Source organism: Clostridioides difficile ATCC 9689 = DSM 1296 (assembly GCF_001077535.1).
GTDB lineage: Bacteria > Bacillota > Clostridia > Peptostreptococcales > Peptostreptococcaceae > Clostridioides > Clostridioides difficile.
In genome coordinates this window covers 714,506-728,055 of sequence record NZ_CP011968.1, presented here as the reverse complement: position 1 = coordinate 728,055, position 13,550 = coordinate 714,506, and the positions used below count along the sequence as shown (strand labels likewise).

Sequence of the window (13,550 nt, the reverse complement as noted above, 5' to 3'; positions counted from 1 at the left end):
GCATGAAACAACTACTATCAAGATACCATTTCCAAACTCTATAAGCAAAAGGGGCTAATACAACCTTAACCCCTTTTAATTATTTTCATTTATAAATAAATTCTATTCTTCCCAAAATATCGCAATTAAAATATATTAATTAAAATATCCCAATAAGAATATCTGAAAAATCTTCTACCTATTTTTTCAAACCCTTTATTCCCATTCCTCATACAATAGTGCAACTTTTAGCACAGTATAAATATACCATTAGTCCATATAATCTCATTAACAAATATATACAATTATTTTCTTCAAACTCTTTTACATCTAAGATATCACATTTTCATTTTCTTATATTAATTCCTTAACTCTCTTTCAAATTACCAATTTTTTAATCAAATCTTCATTAAATATTCTATCATTATTAAACATTCATCATTATCCCTAAAAAATATGTGCCGTATGTTCTTTACACAAATTTTCCATTTTATCATACACAGCACCACTATCTCTCTCATCTGTCATAGTCACAATTACATCACTTGGTCTAAGAATTGTCTTACCCCTAGGAATAATTTCTTCTCCACCTCTTTGAATTGCTACCAAAAGACAATTTTCAGGCCACTGTACATCCTGAATTGCCTTGTTCGCAACAGGAGAGCCAAACATAACAGAGAACTGGTCTAGTATCTTTTCGCCCCTCTCTTTATGTACAGGTTCTCCATTTTTTTCAAGTAACCTCTCAAGAAGACTTTCATAAATAGGTTTAGACTTCATAAGTGTAGCCACAATATATGCCACAATTGAAATTACTGATAGTGAAAGCATTTGACTAACAGAACCTGTCATTTCAAAAATTAATATGATACCAGTCAAAGGGGCACGCACAATAGCTGTAAAATATCCTGCCATAGCCAAAAGCACAAAGTTATTTACATAATCGGGATTCATTCCAAAAACTTTAACACCTACCATACCAAATATTCCACCTATAAATGCTCCTAAAACAAGCAATGGAAAAAATATTCCCCCTGGTGCACCTGACCCAAAACTAACAGCCGAAAATATAAAACGTATAACAAAAATCAAAACAACCATTCCAAAAATATATTCATGACTTGTAAGTTCTTCAACTAAATTGTGTCCACTCCCCAGAACATCAGGCATAACAATCCCAAGAATACCAGCCATTATAAATGGAATCAACAGTTTTCCAAAGGTACCAATTTTAGGAATCTTCTTGTATAAAGACTGCACATATAGAGTAAACCAGTTGTAAAATGCCCCCATAACTCCAAGAATAACACCTAAAATCACTATTAATCCATAATAATCTTGTGGCAACACATTTCCAATCTGAACCTCCCATGACTAAAGTCACAGGGTTCCTGCTTCATAGAATTTTGCATACTAACATATGTCTTACTAATTCTCCACAGGCTATCCCCGTAGTTCCTACGGTTCTTACATAAGTTATTTATTTTGAATTGTTATTAGTCTTAATCCTTCTTTTAATATATTTATACTTGCATTTATATCTCTATCGTGAGTTTCATTACAACTAGGACAAATCCATTCTCTTATAATAATGTTAACAAATGTAATTATTTAAAACAATTATTTAGAAGGTTTTATATTTAATTTTAAATAACATATTTAAGAACCGTAAGTCTTAACTTTTATCATTTTTGAGGTTGTCGTTCACATAAGTTCGCTACTACCTATGCAGTTCTCTTATGAACTTCTTACACTTTCATGCAAGCACAGACTATATCTTATCCTTCGGCATTATCCGTTAAGGTCTACCCACTTCCACTACCAATAGCTTGTAGTGTACTTCCCTCAAGAGGAATAGTCGTTGAAGTTTCTCCTATTCGGAGTTTACCTGCTGATTGCCCATTTTAAAGTACTTAGGATTTAACCTTATACCATCTAACCAATTTTTTCTACTTTCGTAACTTTCACACTTAGGTTTATTTCATCCTTATGTTTTAGTTTGGTTAGCTTTAGGGGTTTCCAGCAATTCAAGTAGTATTGGATAGGTTCTATCCTATCTCTACATATAGGTTTCCCTATATGCTGACTATTTTAGCTACTAACTCATGACTAAAGTCACAAGTGTGCGTAGCTATTTTTTAATCAAACTGGAATACAGACTCCATTCCTAGGAAATTGGCTGAAATATAGTCTGCTGTCAAAGATGCTGTCATCACAGAAATTAAAACAGATACTGAAAAGTTTTTATGGACTTCTTCAAGTGAAAACATAACACCCGCCAGTGGTGCATGAAAGGCTGCTGATAATCCAGCACTTGCCCCACAGGTTAACAGGAATTTTTCCTCTGTCTTCCCTCGGTCAAGAGCTCTAGAAATACCTTTACCTGCCATAGCACCAAGCTGAATGGAAGGACCTTCCCTTCCCAAAGCAAGACCACCCATGAGTGATAAGAATCCTCCAATAAATTTTGTTGGCAACACTCGCCACCATACTTGTTTTATTTTCCCTGTCATTTCCCCCTCAAGCTGAGGGATACCACTTCCAGAAATCATTGGCTCCCAGTCCACCAACTTTGATACAATCCATGCAAGTACTGCAAGTACTGCAAACCAAGCTATTATTTTTATTGTAGAACCTTCTACAAATTTTAAAATTTGGCTAAGCCAAGTACCAGCCTGCCCTAAAAGTATCCTGTATAAAAGCACAATCAAACCAGCCACAGCCCCAACCATAAGTCCTTCACCAATCAAAATTACCTGAAAGTGCTCTGCCCGTTTGATAATATGAGATGTATCCTTTTTCATACTATTCCTCCTTCATCCAATAATTCTACACAATCTGAATCTCCAATGACTAAAGTCATGAGTGTGTACAGATATTTTTTAATCAACAAAAATAGATTTTTACTTACTAAATATAAGAAAATAATTGCTCAATTTCTCAATAAATGTGAATTTATTCTTTTAGGTATTTATTCTCCACAGTCGTGCTTCTTCCAGCAAAATATTTATTAATTCTTGCTTTCTCTGTGTATAGATTTTACGATTGTCCTCAAACTGTAATGCTAATTTTTGTTTATGACTATCATAGAGTTTTGCTTTGTCTGTAAAAGTATTTAGATAATCTCGAAAATTGATATAATTATTCCATGCAACACTATTCCATTCAACAACATGAATATGGTGAGTACGAGTATTTTTCTCAAAATCTCCCATAGCAAAAAGTAATTGTTTTGGTACATCCTGACCTCGAAAAACGATTCCACATTGCTCTAACCTTTCGAGGTATAATTTAGCTTCCTCTAAAGAAGCAACACCTACAACAATATCAATAATAGGCTTTGCGCTAATACTGGGAATAGAAGTGCTTCCAATGTGTTGAATATCAATAGCAGTCTTATCCCATATACTTTTCAATAATATAATGACATCTTTTGCACTTTTATCCCATATCATCTGATGTTCCAATAATTTAACCATACCACATTTTAAACCTATCACTATATACCACCTCAATATAATCCACCTTTATATATATTACAATTTTTTCTATCTTGATAAACAGTGATTTAGCTATTTCACTTTTTCTTGACACTCGCTACATTCTCTATCATGAATAAATATAATTCCTCCACATTTAGAACAAGTATATCTCTCCTTCTGCTTTTGCATAAACTTCTCTAAACCGTACTGCTGAACAAATTTACTATTTTCCATAAGGCTTGCTTGATATCTCTTGTTATAACTTTTTTCAAGATTTTTTATGAGTTTACAAGGAAAATTGAAACATTCAAAACAATAAAACAACCCTTTTTGACAGACACAATCCTTTATTTTACACTTACGGCAGTGTTCTGGCTTTCCTGTATCGCCATTCAAACAACCAGCACATGGCTTTTTGTGATAACAATGCTTATAGCAAACCATACAATTCATTCCACAAGGAGCAAACATAATCGTATCAATACTCTCTTTTGGCATTTTCATAACATTTTACTCCTTTCAAAAATCCAATTTGTCGAATTGTTATATATTCATATTGTAACATAAAAAATAGCTAAAAAATTCATGCACTTTCATTGCCAATAAATTTTCAAGGAAATATGAAAGTTTAAAACTAAGAATAAAAAGAGATAAAAAGGAAGCTACTAATCAAAATATTCAAATACAAGTAATCAATATAAATAACTTAAGGTATATTTAAAAGTATATGATATTACCAGCAGTTTTAAATACAAATATAACCACACATGCCTCAAAAACACTTATTACAGTATCTTAGAAACTTAGACAATACATAAGATTCATTAATAAAAAAGTTCTCAATATAGTCATTAATAAAAACGTTCTCAATATAGATATATTTAACCATGTTTTGAATAGCAGATAATTATATGATTAAAAATTAAATATGACATAGCGTTTGTGGAATATAACACCTAAATTATGTTATAATAATAAAACAGGAGTGTGATAGTGATGGATGAAAAAATATTAGAGTTATTACAGGAAATGCAAGGTAATATTAGTAATATGCAAGGTAGTATCAGTGGTATCGAAGGCACTATTAGCGATATGCAAAGCAATATCAATGGTATCGAAGGCACTATTAGCGATATGCAAAGCAATATCAATGGTATCGAAGGCACTATTAGTAGTATGCAAGGCAATATCAATGGTATCGAAAACACTATTAGTGGTATGCAAGGCACTATTGGCGATATGCAAGGTAGTATCAGTGGTATGAATGGCACTATTAGCGATATGCAAGGCAGTATCAGTAGTATGGATGGCACTATTAATAGTATGCAAGACAGTATTACTGATATGCAAGTTGAAATTAAAGAAGTCAATAGTAGGTTAGACAATATGGAACCTGATATTAAAGACTTAAAAACTGGACAAGTTGAAACTAGTAGTAGACTTGATACTATTCAGAGTGATGTTACAGAAATTAAGTCAGATGTAAAAATTAACAGAAATACATTAGATACAGTGATTAAACATACCTCTTCATTAGTAAAAGATACATCAGATATTAAAAATGATTTAAATAATATAGAGATAGTCACATCTAAGAATTCGAATGATATTGCTAAATTAAAATCAGTTAAATAATATACTATAGTAAAAAATACCTGAAAATTTCACATACTTCTTTAAAGTTATACCAAATTTTATACAGAAATACTGATTATCCGACAACACACTTTACTTATAAATAATTTATTAAAAAAATACTCATTTTATCCTAAAATTAACACGACTAAATGAGTCTTGATATAATAATAAAAAATAAGGGAGATTGGACACTAAAAAGTTGTGTATCTCCCTTATATCCTATAATATAGTTATATAATTTTTCAGCCTAAAATAAAAGTCCATCTTTGATTAAAACACATCCCCTTATCACTTATAAAAGGATAAAATCTTGTTTTCATTTTTCCATTTATATCTTCTTGCTTAAGAGTAATAATTTTTTCTTTTGATACTTTAAGTGTTTGGTTAAATTTAACCAATCGACTAAGTTTTGTTCAACATCTATTTTTCATATTTTCCAATACTTAATCTATTTTTTATAAATAATTCTTTCATTTCTAACTCACTTACATTTTTTACATAAAACGAAGCATATAAATTTCAACCTTATCTTGTATGGTTCTTAATACTTAATGAGTAGCTTAAGTATCAAACATTATAAATTTTCCCCTTACATTTAACACTCTTACCATTTCCAAAATATACAAAATATATTTTGAACATTTGTACAATGATGAAATACAATACATGAAAATACAATATCATAACTGTTGTCTAAAAATAGAAGTTCTTCAACATAACCTTTCACAAAAAACATATTATCTAAATATTTTTTGTCTGCTCCTTGTTTTCCTGTTTGTAGCATATAAATTACTGCATCTAAACATATAACTACTCACACGAAAAATGAAAATAAACTTCCAAAATACAAGCTCTAAAAACTACCTCTAAAGTTGTATAATGTTTACTAGGAATAAGGTTGTATAACATATAGTTTAAATAATCATTTTTTAAAATTGCAAGTTATTGCTTTCAAAATTAGATGTTTGTATATCAAATAAATGATTAAGAATTTCTAAATTTAATGGCTTTATAATGCACTCCCTTTCTTTGGGATAAAATAATGTTGCACAGATACTTTTTCTAAAGATAACAATTTTATTTTTCTATCAATTCCACCAGCATACCCAGTCAAACTCCCATTTGTTCCTACAACACGATGACATGGAACAATAATAGAGATTCCATTATGCCCTACTGCACCACCGATTGCTTGTGCTGACATTTTAGATATTCCTTTTTGTTGAGCAACTTTATATGCAATTTCTCCATAAGTGATTGTTTTACCATATGGTATTTGTTGTAAAATTTTCCACACTGTAATCTGAAAAGGAGTACCTACCATATGGAGTGATGGTGTAAAATTGGGTTCTTTTCCCGAAAAATAAATATCTAACCATTTCTTTGTCTGCTCGAAAATTGGCAATTCTTTTTCTTGATGTTCTTGGTCAAGATTATAAGCATAATACTTTTGATTCTCAAACCAAAGACCAGTTAACCCAATATTATCTGATGCTAAAAGAATATTTCCAATTGGACTATGGTAATAGCTAATATATTGCATACAATTCCTCCTTATATTCTGAAAACTTCACTCAAATCATTAGACACTTCTTTTCTATCTACCATTATGTAAAAACATACTAATATAATTTCCTTCTAACTACACTTTCGTTATAATATCTATCCTCATATCATATTAGTTTTATATTTACCTGCATCTGTTCATCCTTTTTTCCCTTTCCTTTTGATGAATATAAAATTCATACATTTAAGCTTCCTACTGTATTAACTTTTATAGAAGTGTATATTATAATTTTATCACTAAATAGACCAAAAAAATATCGATATAACATCAAGTAATATCATAATACTTTCAAATGGGAAAAGTAAGAATAGGCTGTAAAAAAGAAAAGTATTTTTATGTTAGAAATCCAGTAAAATCGTTAGTAAATAGAATAACAGAAAACGAACAATTCGCTATTTATCATTTTACACATAAATATAATTGGCGCAATAAAGTGTTTTCTATTCTACAACGATTAATAAGGTTAGAAAAAAGTAAAAATGAACTGTATATGTATGAAGCATTAGTTTCTGTTTCTTTCCTTTGGCTTATTATGATAAAAAATATTGTTTTGCCACCAATAAAACACAAAAATATAATTAATATCCATATGCAAAAAATTTTACGTTATATTGAAAAATACTATTGTTTTACATTATATTGAAGGGTACTATTGTGAAAACTTAATTTTGGAGTACTATCAAGCAGTGATAATATCAATAAATCAGAGTGTTCCAGAGGATTTGAACTAAGTTTAAATACTATACCTTGTAAATATTTTACTGAGTTTTGTTTACTAAAAGCAACTCAATTTCTAAAAGGCACAAATGAGCTAATAAGTGACATTGCTATAAAAGTTGTTTTTCATCAAATAATCTATTTTAGTAAATGTTTTAAAGAAAAAACGGGATATTCTCCAAAAGTGTACAGAAATATAAAAAAAGAGATATGATTTTTTATTTCTTTTGATTATCCAAAGAGTAAATAAAAAATATTGTAAAAAACTTACTAACAACGGCAATGCTTTGAACTATGGTAATACTTTGAACTTTTGATTGGACTTTTTTTGCTAAAATAATATATTTAAATAGCAAAGTAATCTGTTTAATCAATAAAAAATAAGAGATAAAAGAAATCAACTAAAACTTTTACCTCTTATTTTGATAGTTTATTAGAGCTAATATTTACACTCTTTTTATTTTTGATACTTCATTAAAAATGATGCTTATTCTCTTTTCATTTTTAATACTTCATTAGAACTTATGCTTATTCTCTTTTCATTTTTAATACTTCATTAGAACTTATGCTTATTCTCTTTTCACTTTTAATTCTTCATTAGAACTTATTCTTACTCTCCATTCACTTTTAATTCTTCATTAGAACTTATTCTTACTCTCCATTCACTTTTAATTCTTCATTAGAACTTATTCTTACTCTCCATTCACTTTTAATTCTTCATTAAAAATGATGCTTATTCTCCATTCACTTTTGATACTTCATTAAAAATGATGCTTATTCTCTGTTCACTTTTAATTCTTTATTAAAACTGATGCTTACTCTCCATTCACTTTTAATTATTCATTAAAACTGATGCTTGCACTCTGTAAACTCATAAACATCCATTAATGCTTCACCAAATCTTTGATAGTGAACTACTTCCCTCTCACCCAAAAATCTCAATATATCTTTCAAATCAGGGTCATCAGTTAAATTTATTAATTGATAGTACGTAGCCAATGCTTTTTGTTCAGCAGCCATATCCTCATGTAAATCAGTTACCGAATCGCCAAAGACATTAATATAACTTGTAGTAAAGTTTACTCCATTAGAATCTACTGGCTGAAGACCATGTCCAAAATTAGCATAATTACTACCAAGTCCAGCAGCCTTAAGCTCTTCTGGAGTACAATTGCCTATTAATTGATATAACACTGAAGAAATTATCTCAACATGAGCCATTTCCTCTGTACCTATATCAGTTAAAAGTGCACGAGATTTTCCAGTTGGCATAGTATATCTTTGTTGAAGATATCTAGTTGCAGCTGCCAACTCACCATTAGGTCCTCCCAACTGAGTCATGATATATTTTGCCATTCTAGGGTCTGCTTGTCTTATGTTAACTGGATGTTCCAGTGTTTTTTGATAAATCCACATATTATCTTACTCCTCCTTAATATATATTTAATAATAAATCTAATTTTAAAGTTTAATAATTTTATTTATAAAATGATTTGTCCCATGGCCAAGGTTCAGATATCCATGACCAAGGATATTCACTTGATTCATATCCAAAATTAGTTAATGCTCCATATTTAGATTCATAATCACACACAGCTTGTGTAAATTTATCGCAGTATCTGTTGTATGAATCAAGAGCTTTCTTATCCCTTGGATTGTTATCTAAATATAAATTTAATTCTATACAGGCAAATTGATATTCTGAAATTCTCTCTAAAAGTTCTCTTCTATTTAATGACATTAGTACATGTTACCCCCTTTTTTAGCTCTAACTCTATTTTTAGGATTTGCATATAGCCAATCATTATAGTTATTTGACTCTATTAAATCTAATTCAGGAAATAAAGTACCTCTTTTTAATGCTGTTTTTGGATTGTATGTGTCATCATAAATTTGACGATTGATGTATGGTCTAGCAAATTCACAACAATAGTCTTGTTTATCCTCTTTTAAATATCCCATTAATTATCCTCCTTAATTTTTAGAATTTTAAAATAGCATTATTTTTAAAAATTGTATACTGGTTCTATATTATAACTGGTAGTTTTAATAGGTCTTTAATAAGATTAAATGATTAAATAAGTATCTTTTTTTCTTATTTTACCTCTAAAATTTTTCTAATTAATCTTTCATAAATATCTATTTTAAATAAATAATATAGAGTTTATACAATTTTTTATAGCTTAATTACTATTTACTATATATTATTCATTTTTAAATAAAATGTGATTATTTTTTATTAAAAACGATATAAATATACAATTTAATACTATTTTTTTATAAATAAACTTGTATTAAAATACATTTAGTTATATAATTTTATTTTTTCTAAGAGTATAATTATAAAAATAAAAAAAGAATAGGATAATTTTCCTACTCTTTTTTCTGTACTTACATATAATATTAAAACTCTTTATTTTTTAATATATATTTTAAATTTTCTTTTTTAATAAATCTTTTTCTTTTAATAAATCTATTTAATTTTCTTCTTCTATATCAGAGCCAAAGGGAATCCATGCATTACCAAACTCTTTATCTTTAAATAAATAAGCTAATCCAGTTATTTGCTTCAATCTAAGAATTTCATCAACTTCCATACCCAGGTGCTTTGATATCCATTCATCAGATTTTCCAATTTCACAAAGTTCAGTTATAATTTTACTCATTAAATCCACATTATGAGAACCTCTTGCACGATTGTGTCGAATAGTACTTGCCATTCTTTCATCAAGAGATTTATCAATTACTGAAACAGGAAGAAGTCCATTTTCTCTATCATATATATCCTCATTTTCAAGCATTACTCTATATCTATGAAAACCATCTACAATAATATACTTATCCTTTTCCTCATTATAATAACAGACAATTGGCATTGTATACCCATCTTCTTTTATACTTTTATACAACAACTGCATTTCTGGTGGGGCTACTGCATTTGGATTATAGTCGTTAGATTCTATCTTTTCGATTGGCACTGCGATGATTCCATATACAGGACTTTTATATTCCATAGCATCTTAACTCCTATCTAATGAATTTTTTCATATTTCTTCTTAATATATTCCGTTCTAATTCTCTGTTCTTTTGTAGGACCAAATCCCATAAATCTACACATATGGTCATTTTTTAAAATACAATAACACATTCTTTTCCAACTTGGTATATCTTTGGTAAATTTAATATCATCCGTATCATCAGGTATATCATCCAAAAATATGACTCTACTCTTTTTATCTTTTGTATGATTTGAAACTCCATTTAATTCTATTTTATAACCTTTTCTCAACAATTCACGTATAACTATTTCTGACAAACCACCACCTGTATTCTGCCAAAACTCAATAGATGTTGAAAATTTTTTAATATAGCTATTCCTTATATTTTCAGGTAAGGTATCAAGCAAAAAATATGTGAAACTTTTCCATGTGTGTCCATATGGCAATTTAACACTACGATATCCCATAGCTTTTGTTTTGCCATAAATAGAAGTAAAATTAACTCCTTGTACTCTAGCAACCAATTTCACCCATACATCTGGGTCCAATATTCTGTATAAATTTAAACTCTCTTTTGCTGAATCATTAAAAGGTGATGCCACTCTCATTTTTCTTGGAGCTACTCCAGCTTTATAGAATAAGTCATAAATTTTATTATAGTCATAGTCAAATTTATAGTGTGCTAACCATATATCTTCTATTTCCCAATCATATATAGGAGATGCCGTCCAGACATTTTTAAATTCCTTAGTTATCCAGCACTTTCCTTTATATCCATGCTGTTTATTCACAATAGAACAATAACGTTGTAGAGATTCTGCTGCTCGTGTTCCTAATAAGCAAACAACTTTTGCACCTTCATGTATATCTCTAATCCATCTACCAAATTGTTTTGCCAAACTTTCTTGTCTCATTTTATATTTATAATAAGTAAAAGGATTATTTTTTTGATTTATTATGTATTCTTTGACTGGCATTTCCCTTACCCATAACTCTTCTTTCTCATCATCCCATGGATACCAATACATTTCATAATTTCCTACAGCAGTTCTTGTAGCCATTGGTAAACACACCCAATATGGTTCAATATCTTCAATATTATCTTCAAATACTTTTTCAACATATTCAGTAGTCAAACTATATTGAGCCTCAAAATCTTGATGAAATACTCCTATTTTGGAACTTATATTATTCTTTCTCTTATAATCCAAAACTAAATTTAGCAGTAAACCACTATCTTTTCCTCCGCTAAAAGATACATAGATATAATCAAATTCATTAAAAAGATAAGAAAGTCTTTCTTGAAAAGCTTCAAATACATCGGATTCTAAATATCTCTTATCCATTTGAATTATCCCCTTTCAATTAGAAGTTTATAAAACCTTACAATGCAATATTATTATGCTTTTTTAGCAGTAATCAGCATAAATTATACATTATTTAAATACACAAATCCAACTAACTACATATAATTATAATGTAATTATACTTTTGTATTATAAACTATATTTTATCATTATTTTACATTTTTTTCCAATATATATAAATATCATATTTTTCTATTAGCTAAAACTAATTACTTTATATTTCTACGTATTAGTATAATAATACATAAAAACTTGAATAATGCATAAAAACTTGACATACTGTTGTCATAATTACTTTGCTATAATTAAAAGTAAAAATGGAGGTAAATTCTAATGTATGAACGTATGCTTGATAAAAGCAATAAACCCTGTTTGTCTCAAATAATAGAATATATAGGTAAAGATGGATATGCACGATTGTGTAAGTTGGAAACTTACTTGAAAACTCAATATAATTTATCAAGAGAACTTCGATTTCCTTTTGGAAACAATTATGGTTGGGGTTACAAATATAGCCATAAATCTTTTCATTTATTTTATGCTTTTTTTGAAAAAGGTGCATTTACTGTTCTGATTCAGATAGGTGACAAGCAAGTTCCAGCAGTAGAAAAAACGTTGGTAGCTTTGACACCAAAAGCTAAAGAGCTCTGGGTCACTCGTTATCCTTGTGGCAATAATGGAGGCTGGATTAAGTATCGTATTTTAGAAGATGCAGACTTACTTGATATTATTCAATATATAAGAGCAAAAAAATCTCCACCTAAACAAAATTAACTTTTATTTTTTGTGATTTAAATATAGTGTATATAAATTCCATTCTTTTCATATAAAAAAAATAATATAAAAAATATCTATTAGTATAACTTATTTAGTATGTCTTATTCTACTTTTTACAGATAATTAAAAAGTTTTATCATAAATAAATCATAACTAGACATCCTAGTAAATCAAAATTAATTTATTCTTTTTTATTAGAATTTTTGATAACAGTCCCTATACATATGCCAATTATCATTCCAAAAATTAGACCATAACACATTGTGATACCTACATTTCCTTTAGAAATACCTATAGCACAACCTATAGCCATTCCAAGTATCATGCCTATAAACATACATATAATAACTAAATTGTTGTTTTTATTCATAGTTTTCTCCATTCAATATATTTTAAATTGCCTAGCTCGCCTTCTTAGCTTAAAACAAAGAAATATAAATTAACTTTCTTTCATTCTAATATCTGCTTGTATAAATGTCAAACAACACATTTCTTGTCATAACCTCCTCTTTTTGAAGTAAGTACAATCTCCCAGACGCAATAATATCAATTTCCTAAAACCATTTAAGTAACTTTTATATTTACATAATATTTACAATCATAAACTATATTGTTATTCATTTATACATCATAAACACTCCCTCCTAATCATTATTATACTTAAAATAATGTTCATTTATAATAATATATCTAACGCACTTTAATTGAAAAAACTAAAACTTTGCCTTTCATTCCCATATATAAATAAGTATACTTTTTGATGCTCTATTACAAATCAACCAAATTAATTGATATAAATTATCATTTTCTGTTGAAAATACCATTCGCACATGCTATACTTAATTGCATAAATGGTAATAAATGTCATATGATTTTACAAATCTATTAATAACAATTATTACTTTTACTGTATTTTAAATTTTTTGGACTAAATATCAAGAACTTTCTAAAATACAAAGTACAAAAAATTTATATAAGTTATAAATTTATATGAACTAGATAAGCTCAAACAATATGTTATGTA

General features: G+C 28.6%; 15 protein-coding genes and 1 pseudogene. 3 read left to right on the top strand and 13 right to left on the bottom strand.

What is annotated here, in order from left to right; genetic code table 11:
* Positions 1-426 precede the first annotated feature (426 nt).
* From CDIF1296T_RS03845 to CDIF1296T_RS03820, 5 genes and pseudogenes are all read right to left on the bottom strand, one after another.
* Complete coding sequence (locus tag CDIF1296T_RS03845; protein ID WP_009895617.1) at positions 427-1,329, bottom strand: chloride channel protein; 903 nt, start codon at positions 1,327-1,329, stop codon at positions 427-429.
* A 126-nt stretch (positions 1,330-1,455) separates the two neighbouring features.
* Positions 1,456-1,575, bottom strand: a pseudogene (locus CDIF1296T_RS20045) (zinc ribbon domain-containing protein); the annotation flags it as partial.
* A 542-nt stretch (positions 1,576-2,117) separates the two neighbouring features.
* On the bottom strand, positions 2,118-2,711 hold the full coding sequence (locus tag CDIF1296T_RS03830) for a chloride channel protein (protein ID WP_021389686.1): 594 nt from the start codon (positions 2,709-2,711) through the stop codon (positions 2,118-2,120).
* 231 nt (positions 2,712-2,942) lie between these two features.
* A complete protein-coding gene (locus CDIF1296T_RS03825; RefSeq protein ID WP_003438861.1) occupies positions 2,943-3,479 on the bottom strand; it encodes a GrpB family protein in 537 nt (178 codons plus the stop codon).
* Between the two features lie 72 nt (positions 3,480-3,551).
* Positions 3,552-3,965: a DUF3795 domain-containing protein gene (locus tag CDIF1296T_RS03820; RefSeq protein WP_009895616.1), complete on the bottom strand. Its 414-nt coding sequence runs from the start codon at positions 3,963-3,965 to the stop codon at positions 3,552-3,554.
* A gap of 492 nt (positions 3,966-4,457) precedes the next feature.
* Here CDIF1296T_RS03820 and CDIF1296T_RS03815 point away from each other — a divergent pair, with 492 nt between their 5' ends.
* Positions 4,458-5,096, top strand: a complete 639-nt coding sequence (locus tag CDIF1296T_RS03815) for a plasmid stabilization protein (RefSeq protein WP_009895615.1) — start codon at positions 4,458-4,460, stop codon at positions 5,094-5,096.
* 607 nt (positions 5,097-5,703) lie between these two features.
* On the opposite strand, the gene CDIF1296T_RS03810 is transcribed toward CDIF1296T_RS03815, so the two are convergent.
* Positions 5,704-5,907 (bottom strand): class I SAM-dependent methyltransferase, encoded by a 204-nt coding sequence (locus tag CDIF1296T_RS03810; protein ID WP_225538669.1) that lies wholly within the window; start codon positions 5,905-5,907, stop codon positions 5,704-5,706.
* Positions 5,908-6,108: 201 nt separating this feature from the next.
* A complete protein-coding gene (locus CDIF1296T_RS03805; protein WP_009895614.1) occupies positions 6,109-6,642 on the bottom strand; it encodes a methylated-DNA--[protein]-cysteine S-methyltransferase in 534 nt (177 codons plus the stop codon).
* 718 nt (positions 6,643-7,360) lie between these two features.
* On the opposite strand from CDIF1296T_RS03805, the gene CDIF1296T_RS20040 reads away from it, so the two are divergent.
* Entirely contained in the window at positions 7,361-7,597 is a 237-nt protein-coding gene (locus CDIF1296T_RS20040) for a helix-turn-helix domain-containing protein (protein ID WP_225722742.1), read from the top strand.
* Between the two features lie 629 nt (positions 7,598-8,226).
* Here the strand turns inward: CDIF1296T_RS20040 and CDIF1296T_RS03790 are convergent.
* The 5 genes from CDIF1296T_RS03790 to CDIF1296T_RS03770 all read right to left on the bottom strand — a co-directional run bounded on the left by CDIF1296T_RS03790 (position 8,227) and on the right by CDIF1296T_RS03770 (position 11,728).
* Positions 8,227-8,799 carry a manganese catalase family protein gene (locus tag CDIF1296T_RS03790; protein ID WP_003438889.1) on the bottom strand — a complete coding sequence of 191 codons (573 nt, stop codon included), beginning with the start codon at positions 8,797-8,799 and terminating at the stop codon, positions 8,227-8,229.
* Positions 8,800-8,860: 61 nt separating this feature from the next.
* Entirely contained in the window at positions 8,861-9,124 is a 264-nt protein-coding gene (locus CDIF1296T_RS03785) for a spore coat protein CotJB (protein WP_003438891.1), read from the bottom strand.
* Entirely contained in the window at positions 9,124-9,345 is a 222-nt protein-coding gene (locus tag CDIF1296T_RS03780) for a spore coat associated protein CotJA (RefSeq protein ID WP_003429541.1), read from the bottom strand. The genes CDIF1296T_RS03785 and CDIF1296T_RS03780 overlap by 1 nt, the downstream gene beginning before the upstream one ends.
* A gap of 515 nt (positions 9,346-9,860) precedes the next feature.
* Positions 9,861-10,397 (bottom strand): IbrB-like domain-containing protein, encoded by a 537-nt coding sequence (locus CDIF1296T_RS03775; RefSeq protein ID WP_003429542.1) that lies wholly within the window; start codon positions 10,395-10,397, stop codon positions 9,861-9,863.
* A 17-nt stretch (positions 10,398-10,414) separates the two neighbouring features.
* The gene (locus CDIF1296T_RS03770; protein WP_003438907.1) at positions 10,415-11,728 is read right to left on the bottom strand and encodes a phosphoadenosine phosphosulfate reductase; all 1,314 of its coding nucleotides are present in this window, start codon (positions 11,726-11,728) and stop codon (positions 10,415-10,417) included.
* A gap of 354 nt (positions 11,729-12,082) precedes the next feature.
* On the opposite strand from CDIF1296T_RS03770, the gene CDIF1296T_RS03765 reads away from it, so the two are divergent.
* Positions 12,083-12,523, top strand: a complete 441-nt coding sequence (locus CDIF1296T_RS03765; protein WP_003438911.1) for a DUF3788 domain-containing protein — start codon at positions 12,083-12,085, stop codon at positions 12,521-12,523.
* 184 nt (positions 12,524-12,707) lie between these two features.
* On the opposite strand, the gene CDIF1296T_RS03760 is transcribed toward CDIF1296T_RS03765, so the two are convergent.
* Entirely contained in the window at positions 12,708-12,896 is a 189-nt protein-coding gene (locus CDIF1296T_RS03760) for a hypothetical protein (RefSeq protein ID WP_003438914.1), read from the bottom strand.
* Positions 12,897-13,550: the final 654 nt, after the last annotated feature.